The 18,564-nt window shown below is 51.2% G+C and carries 16 protein-coding genes; 11 read left to right on the forward strand and 5 right to left on the reverse strand.

Features of this window, described 5'->3' with window-relative positions; translation table 11 throughout:
- Positions 1-42: 42 nt before the first annotated feature.
- The 3 genes from yfcF to yfcD are packed head-to-tail and all read left to right on the forward strand — an operon-like array spanning position 43 to position 1,905.
- A complete protein-coding gene (gene yfcF, locus OGV71_RS13545; protein WP_003839339.1) occupies positions 43-687 on the forward strand; it encodes a glutathione transferase in 645 nt (214 codons plus the stop codon).
- A 55-nt stretch (positions 688-742) separates the two neighbouring features.
- Positions 743-1,294 (forward strand): phosphodiesterase, encoded by a 552-nt coding sequence (yfcE, locus tag OGV71_RS13550; protein WP_046670104.1) that lies wholly within the window; start codon positions 743-745, stop codon positions 1,292-1,294.
- Positions 1,295-1,350: 56 nt separating this feature from the next.
- Positions 1,351-1,905, forward strand: coding sequence for an NUDIX hydrolase YfcD (yfcD, locus tag OGV71_RS13555; RefSeq protein WP_071697025.1), 555 nt, complete (start codon positions 1,351-1,353; stop codon positions 1,903-1,905).
- 56 nt (positions 1,906-1,961) lie between these two features.
- Here the strand turns inward: yfcD and yfcC are convergent, their stop codons facing one another.
- The 3 genes from yfcC to ackA form a co-directional block, all read right to left on the reverse strand.
- A complete protein-coding gene (yfcC, locus tag OGV71_RS13560; protein WP_071697026.1) occupies positions 1,962-3,482 on the reverse strand; it encodes a putative basic amino acid antiporter YfcC in 1,521 nt (506 codons plus the stop codon).
- 199 nt (positions 3,483-3,681) lie between these two features.
- Positions 3,682-5,826: a phosphate acetyltransferase gene (gene pta / locus OGV71_RS13565; protein WP_003028094.1), complete on the reverse strand. Its 2,145-nt coding sequence runs from the start codon at positions 5,824-5,826 to the stop codon at positions 3,682-3,684.
- A 76-nt stretch (positions 5,827-5,902) separates the two neighbouring features.
- A complete protein-coding gene (gene ackA, locus OGV71_RS13570; RefSeq protein WP_003028092.1) occupies positions 5,903-7,105 on the reverse strand; it encodes an acetate kinase in 1,203 nt (400 codons plus the stop codon).
- A gap of 339 nt (positions 7,106-7,444) precedes the next feature.
- Between ackA and yfbV the strand changes: the two genes are divergently transcribed.
- The 4 genes from yfbV to OGV71_RS13590 all read left to right on the forward strand — a co-directional run bounded on the left by yfbV (position 7,445) and on the right by OGV71_RS13590 (position 11,058).
- A complete protein-coding gene (gene yfbV, locus OGV71_RS13575; protein ID WP_003028087.1) occupies positions 7,445-7,900 on the forward strand; it encodes a terminus macrodomain insulation protein YfbV in 456 nt (151 codons plus the stop codon).
- Positions 7,901-7,983: 83 nt separating this feature from the next.
- A complete protein-coding gene (locus OGV71_RS13580; RefSeq protein WP_003028086.1) occupies positions 7,984-8,478 on the forward strand; it encodes a YfbU family protein in 495 nt (164 codons plus the stop codon).
- Positions 8,471-9,148: a sugar phosphatase gene (locus OGV71_RS13585; RefSeq protein ID WP_085951580.1), complete on the forward strand. Its 678-nt coding sequence runs from the start codon at positions 8,471-8,473 to the stop codon at positions 9,146-9,148. Before OGV71_RS13580 ends, OGV71_RS13585 begins: the two co-directional genes overlap by 8 nt.
- Before the next feature lie 77 nt (positions 9,149-9,225).
- Positions 9,226-11,058 (forward strand): SLC13 family permease, encoded by a 1,833-nt coding sequence (locus tag OGV71_RS13590; protein ID WP_003028084.1) that lies wholly within the window; start codon positions 9,226-9,228, stop codon positions 11,056-11,058.
- A gap of 101 nt (positions 11,059-11,159) precedes the next feature.
- Here OGV71_RS13590 and yfbR read toward each other — a convergent pair whose 3' ends face one another.
- Both yfbR and alaA read right to left on the reverse strand, forming a co-directional pair.
- Positions 11,160-11,759, reverse strand: a complete 600-nt coding sequence (yfbR, locus tag OGV71_RS13595) for a 5'-deoxynucleotidase (protein ID WP_003028083.1) — start codon at positions 11,757-11,759, stop codon at positions 11,160-11,162.
- Positions 11,760-11,842: 83 nt separating this feature from the next.
- Positions 11,843-13,060, reverse strand: a complete 1,218-nt coding sequence (gene alaA, locus OGV71_RS13600; protein WP_003028082.1) for an alanine transaminase AlaA — start codon at positions 13,058-13,060, stop codon at positions 11,843-11,845.
- Positions 13,061-13,986: 926 nt separating this feature from the next.
- Here alaA and lrhA point away from each other — a divergent pair.
- The 4 genes from lrhA to nuoC all read left to right on the forward strand — a co-directional run bounded on the left by lrhA (position 13,987) and on the right by nuoC (position 18,562).
- The gene (gene lrhA / locus OGV71_RS13605) at positions 13,987-14,925 is read left to right on the forward strand and encodes a transcriptional regulator LrhA (RefSeq protein WP_071697029.1); all 939 of its coding nucleotides are present in this window, start codon (positions 13,987-13,989) and stop codon (positions 14,923-14,925) included.
- 627 nt (positions 14,926-15,552) lie between these two features.
- Positions 15,553-15,996, forward strand: coding sequence for an NADH-quinone oxidoreductase subunit NuoA (gene nuoA, locus OGV71_RS13610; protein WP_003028077.1), 444 nt, complete (start codon positions 15,553-15,555; stop codon positions 15,994-15,996).
- A 15-nt stretch (positions 15,997-16,011) separates the two neighbouring features.
- Positions 16,012-16,674, forward strand: coding sequence for an NADH-quinone oxidoreductase subunit NuoB (gene nuoB, locus OGV71_RS13615; protein ID WP_003028075.1), 663 nt, complete (start codon positions 16,012-16,014; stop codon positions 16,672-16,674).
- 85 nt (positions 16,675-16,759) lie between these two features.
- Complete coding sequence (nuoC, locus tag OGV71_RS13620) at positions 16,760-18,562, forward strand: NADH-quinone oxidoreductase subunit C/D (protein WP_003028072.1); 1,803 nt, start codon at positions 16,760-16,762, stop codon at positions 18,560-18,562.
- Positions 18,563-18,564 lie beyond the last annotated feature (2 nt).

The raw sequence follows: 18,564 nt of genomic DNA on the forward strand, positions 1-18,564 counted from the left end.
CTCTATATTTTGAAGGCAAGCTAATACACTTCAGAGGACATTATGAGCAAACCTGCAATTACGCTGTGGTCAGATGCCAATTTTTTCTCCCCTTACGTGCTGTCTGTTTATGTCGCTCTGCAAGAGAAAGGGCTGCCTTTTACGCTGAAAACTGTTGATCTCAACAGTGGAGAACATTTGCAACCTTCATGGCAAGGTTACGCCTTGACGCGCCGCGTACCGGTCCTTGAGATCGATGGTTTTGAGCTGAGCGAATCATCAGCGATTACGGAATTCCTGGAAGAGAGCTTCGCGCCGCCACAGTGGGAGCGTATCTATCCGCACGATGTGCAAAAACGGGCGCGGGCGCGCCAGGTTCAGGCGTGGATCCGCAGCGATTTAATGCCTATCCGTGAAGAACGCTCAACGGATGTCGTTTTTGCTGGCGTGAAGAAAGGACCATTAAGCGAAGCGGGAAAAGCCAGTGCGGAAAAATTGTTCGCTACTGCCGGAAGTTTACTGAGCCACGGTAAGCAGAACTTATTTGGCGAATGGTGTATTGCTGACTGTGATTTAGCGCTAATGCTTAATCGCCTGGTCCTGAATGGCGATGAGGTTCCGGAAGCGCTTGCGGAATACGCCACCTTCCAGTGGCAGCGCGCTTCAGTACAGCGTTTTATCGCGCTTTCCGCGAAGCGTTCCTGCTGAAAAACGGGCCGTAATCCAGTATCATTACAAGGTACTTTTCAACGAGGAGTGAGTGATGAAACTGATGTTCGCATCGGACATTCATGGTTCGTTGCCAGCCACGGAACGCGTACTCGAACGGTTTGCTGCAAGCGGCGCGCAATGGCTGGTGATATTGGGTGATGTTTTAAACCACGGGCCGCGTAATGCGCTTCCAGAAGGCTATGCACCTGCGCAGGTTGCAGAACGGCTGAATGAACAGGCATCGCGAATTATTGCGGTGCGTGGTAATTGCGACAGCGAAGTGGATCAGATGCTCCTGCATTTTCCGATGACTGCGCCGTGGCAGCAAATTCTGACAGAAAACCAGCGACTCTTTTTGACGCACGGACATCTTTTTGGCCCGCAAAATATGCCGGCGCTCAATGCGGGCGATGTTCTGGTTTATGGGCATACTCATCTGCCGGTTGCTGAGCTGCGCGAGGATATCTATTATTTCAATCCCGGCTCGGTAAGCATCCCTAAAGGGGGTTTTGCGGCAAGTTACGGGATTCTGGATGATAATGTTCTCAGCGTAATGGCACTCAATGATCAAAGTGTTATTGCGCAGGTCGAGATTAATCCGTAATTTACCCCACAAACATAAACGCGCCGTAAGAGCGCCAGAAAAAAGAAGGTTTCCTGATGGTGGAACAGCGTCGTTTGGCAAGTACTGAATGGGTGGATATTGTGAATGAAGACAACGAGGTCATTGCACAGTCCAGCCGGGAACAAATGCGGGCGCAACGCTTACGCCATCGTGCAACGTATATCGTTGTGCATGATGGTATGGGCAAAATTCTGGTTCAACGTCGCACTGAGACAAAAGATTTTTTGCCCGGTATGCTGGATGCCACCGCAGGCGGTGTTGTTCAGGCTGACGAGCAGATGCTGGAATCAGCGCGCCGTGAAGCAGAAGAGGAACTGGGGATTGCGGGCGTGCCGTTTGCCGAGCATGGTCAGTTTTACTTTGAAGACCAGAACTGTCGCGTATGGGGCGGGCTGTTTAGCTGTGTTTCCCACGGACCGTTCGCGCTACAGGAAGAAGAAATTAGCGAAGTTTGCTGGCTGACGCCGGAAGAAATTACCGCGCGTTGCGACGAGTTCACTCCGGATTCGCTGAAAGCCCTGTCGCTGTGGATGACCCGCAACGCCAAAAATGAAGGTGCGAAAGCCGAAAAGCAGGAAGAAGCTGAGTAACCTCTGTTCATCCGGCCTACTGCGTCGAGAAATCGAGTAGGCCGGACGCGCGCTTTTTAATGGTAACCCATTATCTGCGCACCAATCACCACCACGCTGGACATAATAAACAGCAGCCCCAACAGCGTAGCACCTACCTTCAGCCAGTTACGAAAATCCACCCGACAAACACCTAACGTAGCCATCAGAGATGCCGACGTCGGATAGATAATATGGCTGAATCCGTCGCCAAACTGGAAGGCCAGCACGGTAACCTGACGGTTGACGCCAACCAGATCGCCCAGCGGCGCTAACAGCGGCATGGTCAACGCTGCCTGACCGGAGCCGGAGGTGACGAAGAAATTAAACACCGCCTGGAACAACAGCATAAACCACGCTGCTATGGCGTTATCCAGACCGCTAATGCCGTTGGCAATACTGTGCAGCAGCGTGTTTAACACGCTGGCTTCACCCGCCTCTCCATTACCGACCAGCAGTAAAATGCCCTTGGCAAAACCAACCAGCAGGGCAGGAGCAATCATCATTCGTGCTCCCTCAGTGAATGAGGAGGCCATGATGTTGACCGTCATGCCGTTGAGCCGAAACACGACGCCGATAATGCCAATCACCAGGCCCATGGTGAAGAACTGGCTGGCGATTTCAGGAATGAACCATGCGTGGACGATAACGCCCCAAATGACCCACACGATCACGCCCGTCAGTACCATCAGTACCAGCCAGTCACCGAGCGTGAAGCGTCGTTCCACGATCTCGTCCTGCTGCTCGCGAAAGAAGCGGTCGGATTCATGTACCCGAGACAAAAGCGGATTCTTTTTGATGCGTGCCGCATAGGCCAGCGTGAAGGTTAGTCCTATTAGCGTAGCGACCACCCAGACCACGATGCGCAGACCGGAACCAGAGAGCACTGGCACCCCCGCAATACCTTGCGCGACCACCACGCAAAATGGGTTCATCCATGAGCTGGCGAAACCAATCTGAGTCGCGATATAGGTAACCAGAACGGTGGTGATACTGTCGTAACCCAAGCGCACCATCAGCGGCGCGATGATAATGGCAAAGGCAACCGCCTCTTCCCCCATGCCAAACACCGCGCCGCCTAAGGAGAAGAGAATAAACAGCACTGGGATAAAGAGGACCTCGTTGCCCCGCGTATGGCGGATGAGCGCCAGGATGCCGTTATCAATGGTGCCGGTACGCATAACGATGCCAAATGCGCCGCCAATGACCAGCATAAACATAATGATGCCGACCGCAGTGCCGAATTTCGAGCCGGAGGTTAAGCCTTCGAACGGAAAGTTCATCAGGCCTGGGCGCTCATCTCCGGTGGTAAAGAACTTAACCGGGTGATACTGCTCTTCACCAGCTTCATTGGTCAGAATACGAAAGGAATGGGGGTCAACCACCTTACGGGTTTTGGTTTGTCCATCAACCTGATATTGCACTTCCTGGCTGTCGAACATCCCGACGGGAACAACCCATGTCGCCAGACTGGTTAAAATGGCGACGAAAAAAATAATCACCAGCGTGTCGGGCATCGCCCATTTTTTGGCTGGCTGTGATTCTGTTACTGCTGACATGAAAGACTATCCCTGTTGCAACGCAAAAGAGGGTAAGTATGCGAACAGAAGAATAGTTATTCATTGATGCAGCGCATTCAGGCAAATATTTCAGATTATGCCAAAGGGGAAACAGACATAAAAAAACCGGAAATATCAGCTATTTCCGGTTTGATAAGTAGATGAGTTGCCGGATAAGAGATCCGGCACACTCGGCAGATTACTGCTGCTGCTGGGAAGACTGGATCGCGGTTAGTGCGATGGTATAGACGATATCGTCTACCAGCGCGCCACGAGACAGGTCGTTCACCGGCTTGCGCATACCCTGCAGCATCGGCCCGATGGAGATCAGGTCGGCAGAACGCTGTACCGCTTTGTAGGTGGTGTTACCGGTGTTCAGATCCGGGAAGATGAACACGGTAGCTCGACCTGCAACCGGAGAGTTCGGTGCTTTGGATTTCGCAACGTCAGCCATAACGGCGGCGTCGTACTGCAGCGGGCCGTCGATCATCAGGTCAGGACGTTTTTCCTGCGCCAGACGAGTCGCTTCACGAACTTTCTCTACGTCGCTACCTGCACCAGAGGTACCGGTGGAGTAGGAGAGCATCGCAACGCGCGGTTCGATACCGAAGGCAATCGCGGATTCAGCGGACTGAATAGCGATTTCTGCCAGCTGTTCTGCGGTTGGATCCGGGTTGATCGCGCAGTCGCCGTAAACGTAAACCTGATCCGGCAGCAGCATGAAGAACACAGAAGACACCAGGGAACTACCCGGTGCAGTTTTGATCAGCTGCAGCGGTGGACGAATGGTGTTCGCAGTAGTGTGAACGGCACCGGAAACCAGACCGTCAACGTCGTCCTGTTCCAGCATCAGGGTACCGAGAACGACGTTGTCTTCTAGCTGTTCGCGGGCAACGGTTTCGGTCATGCCTTTGTTCTTACGCAGTTCGACCAGACGAGCAACGTAGCTTTCGCGAACCACATCTGGATCAACGATTTCTACGCCAGCGCCAAGTTCAACGCCCTGAGAGGCCGCAACGCGGGTGATCTCATCCGGGTTACCCAGCAGTACGCAGGTTGCGATACCACGTTCAGCACAGATGGCTGCCGCTTTAACGGTACGCGGTTCGTCGCCTTCCGGCAGAACAACGCGTTTGCCCGCTTTACGCGCCAGCTCGGTCAACTGATAACGGAACGCTGGTGGAGACAGACGACGGCTGCGCTCAGACGTTGCGGTCAGAGATTCAATCCAGTCAGCGTTGATGAAGTTAGCAACGTATTCCTGAACTTTTTCGATACGCTCGTGATCGTCAACCGGAACTTCCAGGTTGAAGCTCTGCAGGCTCAGAGAGGTCTGCCAGGTGTTGGTGTTTACCATGAATACCGGCAGGCCGGTTTCGAATGCACGTTCGCACAGTTTGGTAATGCGCGCGTCCATTTCGTAGCCACCGGTCAGCAGCAGGGCGCCAATTTCTACGCCGTTCATCGCTGCCAGGCATGCAGCAACCAGCACGTCCGGACGGTCAGCGGAAGTCACCAGCAGGGAACCTGCGCGGAAGTGTTCCAGCATGTGCGGAATGCTGCGTGCGCAGAAAGTCACAGACTTCACGCGACGGGTATTGATATCGCCTTCGTTTACGATGGTGGCGTTCAGGTGACGCGCCATATCGATTGCACGGGTAGCGATCAGATCGAAGCTCCATGGCACCGCGCCCAGAACCGGCAGCGGGCTGGATTCTTGCAGTTTAGCCGGATCAACTTTGATCACTTTCGCTTTGGAAGAGTCATCGAAAATCTCGGACAGATCCGGGCGAGTACGGCCCTGCTCATCAACCGGTGCGTTCAGTTTGTTAACGATTACGCCGGTGATGTTGGTGTTTTTCGCGCCACCGAAGCTGCTGCGAGTCAGTTCAATACGCTCGTTCAGTTGTTCCGGGGTATCGGTGCCCTGAGACATAACGAAGACGATTTCTGCATTCAGCGTTTTCGCGATTTCGTAGTTCAGAGACTGCGCGAACTGATGTTTACGGGTTGGGACCAGGCCTTCAACCAGGACAACTTCAGCGTCTTTAGTGTTCGCGTGGTAGTTCGCGATGATCTCTTCCATCAGCACATCTTTCTGATTGCTGGACAGCAGAGATTCAACGTGGCTCATCTTCAGCGGCTCAGCGGCTGGCAGAGAAGAGTTAGCACGGACGATGCTGGTAGTCTGGTCTGGCGCATCGCCACCGGCACGCGGTTGAGCGATCGGCTTGAAGACGCTCAGACGAACGCCTTTGCGTTCCATTGCGCGGATCACGCCAAGGCTGACGCTGGTCAGACCGACGCTGGTTCCGGTAGGGATCAGCATAATAATACGGGACACGGTTTATCCTCTTTCGTTACCGCCCGTTTCAGGCGGGTTACAAAACAGCACCGCCAGCTAGGCTGGCGGTGTGAAATCAGGCGGTCAGACGGCTCGCGTCTTGCGCGATAACCAGTTCTTCGTTGGTTGGGATAACCACCGCAGGACGGGTACCTTCTTTGTTGATGAAACCAGATTTGCCGAAACGTGCGGCCAGGTTACGTTCGTGGTCTACTTCAAAGCCCAGAACGCCCAGTTTGCCCAGAGACAGTTCACGAACCATCGCGGCGTTTTCACCGATACCACCGGTGAAGACAACGGCATCCAGACGACCATCCATCAGCGCAGTGTAAGAACCGATGTATTTCGCCAGACGGTGGCAGTAAACGTCCATTGCACGTTTAGCGTCTTCTTTAGTCGCGTAGTTATCTTCAACATAGCGGCAGTCGCTGGTGACTTCGGTCAGACCCAGCAGGCCGGATTCTTTGGTCAGCATTTTGTTGATCTGGTCAACGCTCATGCCCAGGGTGTCGTGCAGGTGGAAGATGATCGCCGGGTCGATGTCACCGGAACGCGTACCCATCACCAGACCTTCCAGTGGGGTCAGACCCATGGAGGTATCAACACATTTACCGTTACGGATAGCAGATACAGAACCGCCGTTGCCCAGGTGGCAAGTGATGATGTTCAGCTCATCAACCGGTTTGTTCAGCACTTTAGCCGCTTCCTGAGTGACGAAGAAGTGGCTGGTACCGTGCGCGCCGTAACGACGAACGCCATGTTCTTTGTACAGGCTGTACGGCAGGGCGTAGAGGTAAGATTCTTCCGGCATAGTCTGATGGAACGCGGTGTCGAATACGGCCACGTTTTTGTCTTTCAGATTCGGGAAGGATTTCAGCGCTTCAGCGATACCGATCAGGTGTGCAGGGTTGTGCAGCGGTGCAAAAGAGGCTGCATCTTTGATACCCTGAATAACGGAATCGTCGATAACTACAGAGCCGGTGTATTTTTCGCCGCCGTGAACAACACGGTGACCAATCGCAGTCAGCTGAGCAGACAGTTCTGGTTTTTGTGCCAGAATAGTATTAACGATAAAATTCAGCGCTTCACTGTGAGCGGCGCCTGCACCTAAAGCCGCTTCTTGTTTACCGCCATCCATTTTCCATTTGATACGTGCTTCTGGGAGATGGAAACATTCGGCTAAACCAGAAAGGTATTCTTCACCGTTTACTGCATCGATGATGGCAAATTTCAGTGAGGAGCTACCGCAGTTCAGAACCAGTACTAACTTACTCGACATGGAAGTACCTATTTATGATACGTGGCTAAAAAAACGTCAGGGAGTCATAGAGCGTAGCGCATGATGACACCGACGTTTATGATTAACATCATGCGCCATGGTCTTTTTGGGCACGATGGAATAAATACCTTTGAGTCTATGTCATTTTGCGTATTTTTCAGCCAATGGCATACTATGTGTCAATTTGACGACTCAATGATTTTGGACTAAAGGCCTTACAGGCCGGCACAGGATACCTGAATGTGGGTATCAAAGACAAAATGTTTTGAACGATGTCCCTTGTAGTTGTTGTTTTGCACAAATTTTTTAATTTTTATATGTGAAGTTGAGGTAACCGCCATGTCGACACCGGATAATCGTTCCGTCAATTTTTTTAGCTTGTTTCGCCGGGGGCAGCACTACGCGAAGACGTGGCCAATGGAAAAGCGCCTCGCGCCCGTGTTTGTAGAGAACCGTGTGATCCGTATGACACGTTACGCAATCCGTTTTATGCCGCCTATCGCCGTCTTCACCTTATGCTGGCAAATTGCGCTAGGAGGACAGTTGGGACCGGCCGTGGCGACTGCGCTGTTTGCGCTCAGCCTGCCGATGCAGGGCATGTGGTGGCTGGGTAAACGTTCCGTAACGCCGCTACCGCCTTCAATACTCAACTGGTTCTACGAAGTTCGGGGTAAATTGCAAGAAGCCGGGCAGGCGCTCTCTCCGGTAGAAGGAAAGCCGGATTACCAGGCGCTGGCTGACACGCTTAAGCGCGCCTTCAAACAACTGGATAAAACTTTCCTTGATGATTTGTAATTGACCCCTGATTACGCATATAAAAGAAGGCACAAGATGCCTTCTTTTTTTTCATCGCAGTAGTAGTGATACAGGAGTCCCAAATGGAAATGACCAACGCTCAACGTCTGATTTTGTCGAATCAGTACAAAATGATGACTATGCTCGACCCAACTAACGCCGAGCGTTATCGTCGTTTGCAGACGATTATTGAACGCGGTTACGGCTTGCAGATGCGTGAGCTGGATCGTGAGTTTGGTGAACTGACGGAAGAAACCTGTCGTACGATTATCGATATTATGGAGATGTATCACGCATTACATGTGTCCTGGACTAATCTTAAGGATGCACAGGCTATTGATGAGCGCCGCGTGACTTTCCTCGGTTTTGACGCCGCAACGGAAGCCCGTTTCCTCGGATACGTTCGCTTTATGGTGAATGTGGAAGGTCGCTATACCCACTTTGATGCGGGTACGCATGGCTTCAACGCCCAGACCCCGATGTGGGAAAAATATCAGCGTATGTTGAACGTCTGGCACTCTTGCCCGCGCCAGTATCACCTGAGCGCGAATGAAATTAACCAAATCATTAATGCCTGAGGGGGCGAGCGTGCAGTGCAAAGGTTTTCTGTTTGATCTGGATGGAACGCTGGTCGATTCCTTACCCGCAGTAGAGCGTGCGTGGTGCAACTGGGCCGATCGTTTTGGCCTCGATCACGCCGAGGTGCTCGGCTTTATTCATGGCAAGCAGGCCATTACCTCCCTGCGACACTTTATGGTGGGCAAATCTGAGGCAGAGATCGCCGCGGAGTTTACCCGTCTGGAGCAGATCGAAGCGACGGAAACCGCCGGGATCACTGCGTTGCCTGGGGCTGTTGATTTACTCAACCATCTCAATAAAGCGGGTATTCCATGGGCGATTGTGACCTCAGGTTCTATGCCGGTCGCACGGGCGCGCCATCGTGTTGCTGGGCTTCCTGCTCCTGAAGTGTTTGTCACCGCCGAGCGGGTAAAAAGAGGGAAACCAGAGCCAGACGCGTATCTGTTAGGCGCTCAGCTTCTGGGCCTGGCGCCGCAGGAATGTGCCGTGGTGGAAGATGCCCCCGCCGGGGTGCTTTCAGGACTGGCAGCTGGGTGTCATGTCATCGCAGTCAACGCGCCAGCGGATACGCCGCGTCTGAACGAGGTTGATTTTTCGCTGACCAGTCTGGAACATATTTCTGTGACCAAACAACCCAACGGAAATGTGGTCGTTATAAGAAATACCTGATCATGATTTAGCCCCAGATTGTTGGGGCTTTTTTATGGCAGAATCAGTCCATCCCTCTCATTTAACAAGGATATGTTGTGAACGGTGAATTGATATGGGTTCTCTCATTGCTGGCGATTGCCGTCGTCTTGTTTGCAACTGGCAGAGTGCGTATGGACGCGATCGCTTTGCTGGTCATTATTGCCTTTGTTCTGAGTGGAACATTGAGCATCACAGAAGCTTTTTCCGGATTCAGCGATCCTAACGTTATTTTGATAGCGGCTTTATTCATTATCGGTGACGGCCTCGTGCGTACCGGTGTGGCGACAGTAATGGGCGCCTGGCTGGTGAAGGTCGCCGGTAGCAGTGAAGTCAAAATGCTGGTGTTGCTGATGATAACCGTAGCTGGACTCGGTGCATTCATGAGTTCGACCGGTGTGGTCGCCATCTTTATTCCAGTTGTCTTAAGTGTTTCCATGCGCATGGAAATTTCCCCTTCACGCCTGATGATGCCGCTAAGTTTTGCCGGCTTGATAAGCGGCATGATGACGCTGGTGGCAACGCCGCCAAACCTGGTCGTCAACAGTGAACTGTTACGTGAAGGACTTAATGGTTTTAGCTTTTTTAGCGTAACCCCACTGGGATTGGTGGTGTTGGTACTTGGCATAATTTATATGCTGGTGATGCGTTTTATGCTGAAGGGTGAAGACTCCGGGCAGCCGGGCGACGGCTGGAAGCGCCGGACCTTTCGCGATCTGATTAAAGAATATCGCCTGACCGGGCGCGCGCGTCGCCTGGCGATTCGCCCGGGTTCTCCTATGATAGGCCAGCGTCTGGACGACCTGAAACTGCGTGAGCGCTACGGGGCAAACGTGATTGGCGTGGAGCGCTGGCGTCGCTTTCGTCGCGTGATCGTTGACGTAAACGGGGTTTCTGAGTTTCGTGCTCGTGACGTATTGCTGATTGATATGTCTGCGGCCGATGTCGACCTGCGTGAATTTTGCGCTGAGCAACTGTTGGAACCGATGGTGCTGCGTGGAGAATACTTCTCCGAGCAGGCGCTTGATGTGGGCATGGCCGAAATCTCTCTGATCCCTGAGTCGGAATTGATCGGCAAAACGGTACGGGAAATCGCTTTTCGTACGCGTTACGGGCTGAATGTCGTTGGGCTGAAGCGCGATGGTACGGCGCTGGCCGGGGCGGTGGTTGATGAGCCGCTGTTGATGGGCGATATCATTTTAGTGGTGGGCAACTGGAAGCTGATCACGCTGCTTGGACAAAAAGGGCGCGATTTTGTGGTGCTAAATATGCCTGTGGAAGTCAGTGAAGCTTCTCCGGCGCACAGCCAGGCGCCGCATGCGATTTTCTGTCTGGTACTGATGGTCGCGTTAATGCTTACCGATGAAATCCCTAATACGGTTGCCGCGATTATCGCTTGTTTGCTGATGGGAAAATTCCGCTGCATCGATGCCGAAAGCGCCTACAAAGCCATTCACTGGCCAAGCATTATTTTGATTGTCGGGATGATGCCTTTTGCGCTGGCGTTACAGAAAACGGGCGGCGTCGATCTGGTGGTGAAAGGGCTAATGGACGTTGGTGGTGGGTACGGCCCGTATATGATGCTGGGCTGCCTGTTCGTGCTGTGCGCGACCATTGGGCTATTTATCTCTAACACCGCGACGGCGGTACTGATGGCGCCGATTGCGCTGGCGGCGGCAAAGTCGATGGGCGTTTCGCCGTATCCGTTTGCGATGGTGATTGCGATGGCGGCTTCCGCAGCCTTTATGACGCCAGTGTCTTCACCGGTAAACACACTGGTGCTCGGGCCGGGTAACTACAGCTTTAGCGACTTCGTGAAGATTGGCGTACCGTTTACGGTGATTGTCATGGCAGTGTGCGTGGTGATGATCCCTATGCTGTTCCCGTTTTGACCGCCGCAGTAAACGCCTGATGGCGCTGCGCTTATCAGGCCTACGGATATCACGTTATCTGTAGGCCGGATAAGGCGTTAGACGCCATCCGGCAAAATCGTTTAAAGCGGTGAATCCTGGCTGATTTCATCTAATGAAAGGTGAAAGCTTGGGACAAACACGTCCATAAAGTAGTCCATCTCTTCGCTGCGTCGTGACTCCAGCGTTTTTTCCAGACGTGTTTTCGCCAGCAGAAATTCGTTGTTACCGGCGGAGAGTTCTTCCAGGCACTTCAGATAGGCGCACAGGGCATCGGCCTGTTTAACAATCGATCTTTCTTCTTCACTTAAGGCATGTTCATCAATGAGCGGTGCAAAAATATCACGTAACTCATCGGGAACCATATCGACCAGTTTTTGCTGGGCAATTTTCTCTATCGCTTTATATTCCTGAGCAATCTGCGAGTTGAAATATTTCACTGGGGTAGGAAGATCGCCGGTTAACACCTCTGACGCATCGTGATACATCGCCAGCAGGGCAATACGCTCAGCATTTACCTGACCACCAAATTTACGGTTTTTGATCGCGGCCAGCGCATGAGCAACCATAGCAACCTGCAGACTGTGTTCGGACACGTTTTCGGTGCGCACGTTGCGCATCAGCGGCCAGCGGTTAATGAGTTTCAGACGGGAGAGGTGGGCAAAAAAGTGGCTCTGCTTCATAACGACCCTTACTCAGTGACTTCAGTAACGGTATTTTGCGCAGAGAGTGCTACCGGATGCAAACCCGGTAGCACTTTGCGTGGTTACAGCTGGCGATACCCTGACAGGAAACGCTCAAATTTACTCAACGACATTTCGATATCATCAATTCGCGGCAGCGTAACGATGCGGAAATGATCCGGCCATGGCCAGTTGAATGCCGTCCCCTGAACCAGCAGTACTTTTTCCTGCAACAGGAAGTCGAGCACCATCTTCTGGTCGTCATGAATATTGAAGCGCTTGGCGTCAATTTTCGGGAACATATACAGTGCACCGCGCGGTTTTACGCAAGAGACGCCAGGAATATCATTGAGCAGTTCCCAGGCGCGGTTACGTTGCTCATACAGACGTCCGCCAGGCATGATGAATTCGCTGATGCTCTGATATCCGCCCAGCGCGGTCTGAATGGCATGTTGTGCAGGGACGTTCGCACACAGGCGCATAGAAGCCAGCATCTCAAGGCCTTCGATATACCCTTTGGCATGTTTCTTCGGTCCGTTCAGTACCATCCAGCCCTGACGGAAACCGGCAACACGATAGGTTTTTGACAGGCCGTTAAAGGTAATAGTCAGCAGATCCGGGGCCATTGCCGCTATCGAGTGGTGCTCGGCGTCATCGTAGAGAATTTTGTCGTAAATCTCATCTGCAAAGATGATGAGGTTGTTCTGGCGAGCAATCTCAACAATCTCCATCAGCAGCTCTTTAGAATAAACAGCGCCGGTTGGGTTGTTGGGGTTGATGATGACGATCCCACGCGTACGCGGCGTAATTTTGGCGCGGATATCATCCAGGTCCGGGAACCAGTCTGATGATTCATCACACAGGTAATGCACGGCATTACCACCAGAGAGCGAAACCGCCGCCGTCCACAGTGGATAATCAGGTGCAGGAACCAGCATTTCGTCCCCACTGTTCAGCAATGCCTGCATGGCCTGCACAATCAATTCGGATACGCCGTTACCGATATAGATATCTTCTACGGTTACATCGCGCATCCCGCGGGCCTGGTAATGCTGCATGATTGCTTTGCGGGCTGAATAAAGGCCTTTGGAATCGCAATATCCTTGCGCAGTTGGCAAATTGCGGATCACATCCACTAAAATTTCATCTGGTGCTTCAAACCCGAAAGGCGCAGGGTTGCCGATGTTCAGTTTCAGAACTTTGTTGCCTTCTTCTTCCAGGCGCTTTGCTTCCTTCAGAACCGGGCCGCGAATGTCATAACAGACGTTTTCTAATTTGCTGGATTTTTCAATGGGGGACATGAACGTTGACCTTTTTAGCTGTGAATGCCACTCCCTGCCGTGGAAGTCAGCCCAGCACAATGTACTCCCACGACGGTGAGTTTTGAAGGGTCTTTAGTAGAAGATTTTGGAAAGCAGGAGGGCGATAATTAACTTTTAATAACTAAATTATACAATTATTACAGTGTAATAATCTGGATTGTTGTGTTTTTTATGATTTATGTTTTGCTTTGTTGGTATTGGTATGGTGATTTGTCTGGTCGAAAAAAGTTAGCCCTATAAAACAAATGCAGCCGATATCTGTGCGATACGGCGCGATTCGAAAATACTGAGGTTTCATCCACGAATTCTGTTATCGGTCTGATCCCTACGTGATGCGGTGTGAATCCATTGTTAAGCATAATTAATGAATTGAGAGATTCTTAATTAATTATTATTTATTATTTAAACGACATCAAATTGATTGGGCTAATAATACGAAAACCGTTGTACTGACATAACACCAATTCGCCCGGAATTATTCGCAATAACACTTATAAATATAGTGGTTTTAGGTTAAGATAACTCCTATGAAATGGTGTGTAGTACGAGTTTTACGATAATTCAAATGTTTGTTGGTTGTTCATAACATACTGAAAAGTTAGTTTTTAATGTGTAAATTATTGTTCGTTAACTATTTTTTAAATTTACAAAATTTACATGTTTTCCATTAGTCAGAATCATCCGGCAGCTAAAAATACGGCTCTTTCTCGTTGCTATATTCCGATGAATATCACGGGTTTTAAAATAGCTCAGAAAGAGCATTGTTTCGTTTGTTAAACCAAATACATCCTTATTTTCACTTGGTTACACTAAGCGAAACTGAAGGGAGGCACATTACAAATGGAGTTGTTTGATTCTGAATGCACAGCATTAACCCGGTATGACCCGCGAGTAAGTGAAAAACTATGATAAATGCAAATCGTCCGATAATTAACCTCGACCTCGATCTGCTGAGAACCTTTGTTGCTGTTGCCGACCTAAATACCTTCGCGGCTGCGGCAGCTGCAGTATGTCGAACTCAGTCTGCGGTAAGTCAGCAAATGCAGCGCCTTGAGCAACTTGTGGGGAAAGAGTTGTTCGCGCGTCATGGACGCAACAAACTGCTGACCGAACATGGTATCCAACTGTTGGGTTACGCCAGGAAAATACTGCGATTTAATGATGAGGCATGCTCATCATTGATGTTTAACAATCTTCAGGGGGTGTTAACTATCGGTGCTTCTGATGAATCCGCCGACACCATACTCCCATTTCTGCTTAACCGCATTAGTTCGGTTTATCCGAAACTTGCCCTTGATGTAAGAGTGAAACGCAATGCTTACATGGTGGAGATGCTTAAGTCGCAAGAAGTGGATTTAGTGGTAACCACGAATCGCCCTGACGATTTTGAATGCCTGAATTTGCGAACTTCACCGACACACTGGTATTGCGCAGCCGAATATATCCTGCAAAAAGGCGAACCGGTGCCGTTAGTTCTGCTGGACGATCCCAGCCCGTTTCGCGATATCGTGCTGGCGACGTTGAATGCCGCACAGATCCCGTGGCGTCTGGCTTATGTCGCTTCAACATTGCCTGCGGTCCGCGCGGCGGTAAAAGCAGGGCTTGGCGTTACTGCGCGTCCTGTAGAAATGATGAGCCCGGATTTACGCGTACTGGGTGCGTCGGACGGATTGCCACCTCTGCCTGATACCGAGTATCTGTTGTGCAGCGATCCGGCCACGCAAAATGAATTAGCTCAGGCTATCTTTAAGTCGATGCAGACATATCAAAATCCTTGGCAATACAATCAGTTTACCCCTGAAGGGGGAGATGACTCGCTGATTGTTGAAGGCGACTTTGAGTAAAGCGTCACAGAAAAACGTTTAAAAATGTAAGTGTAAAAAAGGGCCACTGATGATGAAAAAACATCCAGCGGCTCTTTTTTTATGCAAATATTACTGCTTTCTGTTCATTCATATACTAAAACTTAACAAAATCAGCAGGTAAAAAAACAGACTGACAATAGGGTGAAAAATAATCAGCCGCGTTGCTAAATGTTTCCATGTTAAAAAACTAGAGAAATTGTTGCTGTTTTTTATGGTGAATTAACAAAAGCGTGTCACAGATCAAGAAAATACTCCCATTTAGGGGGAGGCATCTGGGTGAATTCCTGTCAAAATAGACGTGTATTATCTTTTTTACTTCACTACGGACACGATTCAACAACATTAAAAATGACCGATGATGCAATCGAAATGGGTCTAAAGAGCACTTTATGTTAATGAAGTTGGATTAGTGTAAAATAATGTGAGGAAACTTTTGTTAAAGTTGACAAAAGGTTATAGAAAGGAGTAAAAAACCCCATCAATTAGCTGTATAAAATGATTTTTCACAGTGATTGTAAGGTTTTTTTTATTCCTCCCCATGAATCGATGTGGCGTTCATCTGCCGAAAAGAGCAGAGAATTTGGCGCTACTTTTGATGAGTAAGCAATGAGTATGTCAACATCCACTGAAATCATCGCTCATCACTGGGCATTCGCTATCTTTCTTATCGTTGCCATTGGCCTGTGTTGCCTGATGCTCGTCGGCGGCTGGTTTTTAGGGGGTCGCGCACGCGCGAGATCTAAAAACGTGCCGTTTGAATCAGGTATCGACTCGGTCGGCACCGCCCGCCTGCGCCTGTCTGCCAAGTTTTATCTGGTAGCCATGTTCTTCGTTATCTTCGACGTTGAAGCGCTGTATCTGTTCGCATGGTCAACTTCTATCCGTGAAAGCGGTTGGATTGGCTTTGTGGAAGCTGCAATTTTTATTTTTGTGTTACTGGCAGGTCTGGTTTATCTGGTGCGTATTGGCGCGCTGGACTGGACGCCCGCGCGTTCACGCCGCGAGCGTATGAACCCGGAAACGAACAGTATCGCTAATCGTCAACGCTAACCGCGAGGCATTAAGATGGATTATACGCTCACCCGCATAGATCCTAACGGTGAGAACGACCGTTACCCCCTGCAAAAACAGGAGATCGTAACCGACCCCCTGGAACAAGAAGTTAACAAAAACGTGTTCATGGGCAAACTGCATGACATGGTTAACTGGGGCCGTAAAAACTCAATTTGGCCATATAACTTTGGCCTTTCCTGCTGCTACGTTGAGATGGTGACCTCGTTTACCGCCGTGCACGATGTGGCCCGTTTTGGTGCGGAAGTACTGCGTGCATCGCCGCGTCAGGCTGACCTGATGGTCGTAGCCGGAACCTGCTTTACCAAAATGGCGCCAGTTATTCAGCGCCTCTACGATCAGATGCTGGAACCGAAATGGGTTATTTCCATGGGCGCATGCGCCAACTCCGGCGGGATGTACGACATCTATTCTGTGGTGCAGGGCGTTGATAAATTTATTCCGGTCGATGTGTACATCCCGGGATGTCCGCCGCGCCCAGAAGCGTATATGCAGGCTCTGATGCTGCTGCAAGATTCCATTGGCAAAGAACGCCGTCCGCTCTCCTGGGTGGTTGGCGATCAGGGCGTTTATCGCGCCAATATGCAGTCAGAACGCGAGCGTAAACGCGGCGAACGTATTGCTGTAACGAATCTTCGTACACCAGACGAGATTTAATTTGCGCCTGTCGGCAGCAGCACTTCCTTCGCTTATCACTACATAAATAGCGCGAAGCACTGCCGACCACCACGGACCATTTGCAATGGTGAACAATATGACCGACTTAACCGCGCAAGACGCCGCATGGCAAACACGGGATCACCTTGATGACCCGGTCATTGGCGAACTGCGCAACCGTTTTGGGCCGGATGCCTTTACCGTTCAGGCGACTCGCACCGGGGTACCCGTTGTTTGGGTCAAGCGTGAACAATTACTGGAAGTTGGCGATTTCTTAAAGAGACTGCCGAAACCTTACGTCATGCTGTTTGACTTACACGGCATGGACGAACGTCTGCGTACGCACCGCGAAGGGTTACCCGCCGCGGATTTTTCCGTTTTCTATCACCTGATCTCCATTGAACGCAATCGCGATATCATGCTCAAGGTGGCTTTGTCTGAAAACGATCTGCGCGTACCGACTTTCACCAAACTGTTCCCGAACGCCAACTGGTATGAGCGTGAAACCTGGGAAATGTTTGGCATCGATATCGAAGGTCACCCGCACCTGACGCGTCTGCTGATGCCGCATACCTGGGAAGGTCATCCGCTGCGTAAAGACTACCCGGCGCGTGCAACCGAATTCGACCCGTTTGAGCTGACTAAAGCCAAACAGGATCTGGAAATGGAAGCGCTGACCTTCAAACCTGAAGATTGGGGCATGAAGCGTAGCACCGAAAATGAGGACTTCATGTTCCTCAACCTCGGTCCTAACCACCCGTCTTCCCACGGTGCGTTCCGTATTGTGCTGCAGCTTGATGGCGAAGAAATCGTCGACTGCGTACCTGACATCGGTTACCACCACCGTGGCGCTGAAAAGATGGGCGAACGTCAGTCCTGGCACAGCTACATTCCGTACACCGACCGTATCGAGTACCTCGGCGGCTGCGTTAACGAAATGCCTTACGTACTGGCGGTTGAGAAACTGGCAGGCATCACCACGCCGGATCGCGTCAACGTGATTCGTGTCATGCTGTCTGAACTATTCCGTATCAACAGCCACCTGCTGTACATCTCCACGTTCATTCAGGACGTCGGCGCGATGACCCCGGTATTCTTCGCCTTTACCGACCGTCAGAAAATCTACGACGTCGTGGAAGCGATCACCGGTTTCCGTATGCACCCGGCCTGGTTCCGTATCGGCGGTGTGGCACACGATCTGCCGCGCGGTTGGGACAAACTGCTGCGTGATTTCCTCGACTGGATGCCAAAACGTCTGGATTCTTACGAGAAAGCCGCGCTGCGTAACACCATCCTGAAAGGCCGTTCGCAGGGTGTTGCCGCTTACGGTAAGAAAGAAGCGCTGGACTGGGGTTGTACCGGTGCTGCGCTGCGTGCGACCGGTATTGATTTCGACGTGCGTAAAGCGCGTCCGTACTCTGGCTATGAAAACTTTGACTTTGAAGTCCCGGTTGGCGGCGGTGTGTCCGACTGCTATACCCGCGTGATGCTAAAAGTTGAAGAGCTGCGCCAGAGTCTGCGCATCCTTGAGCAGTGCCTCAATAACATGCCGGAAGGCCCGTTCAAAGCGGATCACCCGCTGACGACGCCGCCACCGAAAGAGCGCACGCTGCAACATATCGAAACCCTTATCACCCACTTCCTGCAGGTTTCGTGGGGTCCGGTTATGCCGGCAAACGAGTCCTTCCAGATGGTGGAAGCGACCAAGGGTATCAACAGTTACTACCTGACCAGCGATGGCAGCACCATGAGTTACCGTACCCGTATCCGTACCCCGAGCTATGCGCACCTGCAGCAGATCCCGGTAGCGGTACGTGGCAGCCTGGTGTCCGACCTAATCGTCCATCTGGGTAGTATCGATTTTGTTATGTCAGATGTGGACCGCTAATT

This window comes from Citrobacter sp. Cf088, assembly GCF_030334295.1.
Classification (GTDB): Bacteria; Pseudomonadota; Gammaproteobacteria; order Enterobacterales; family Enterobacteriaceae; genus Citrobacter; species Citrobacter freundii.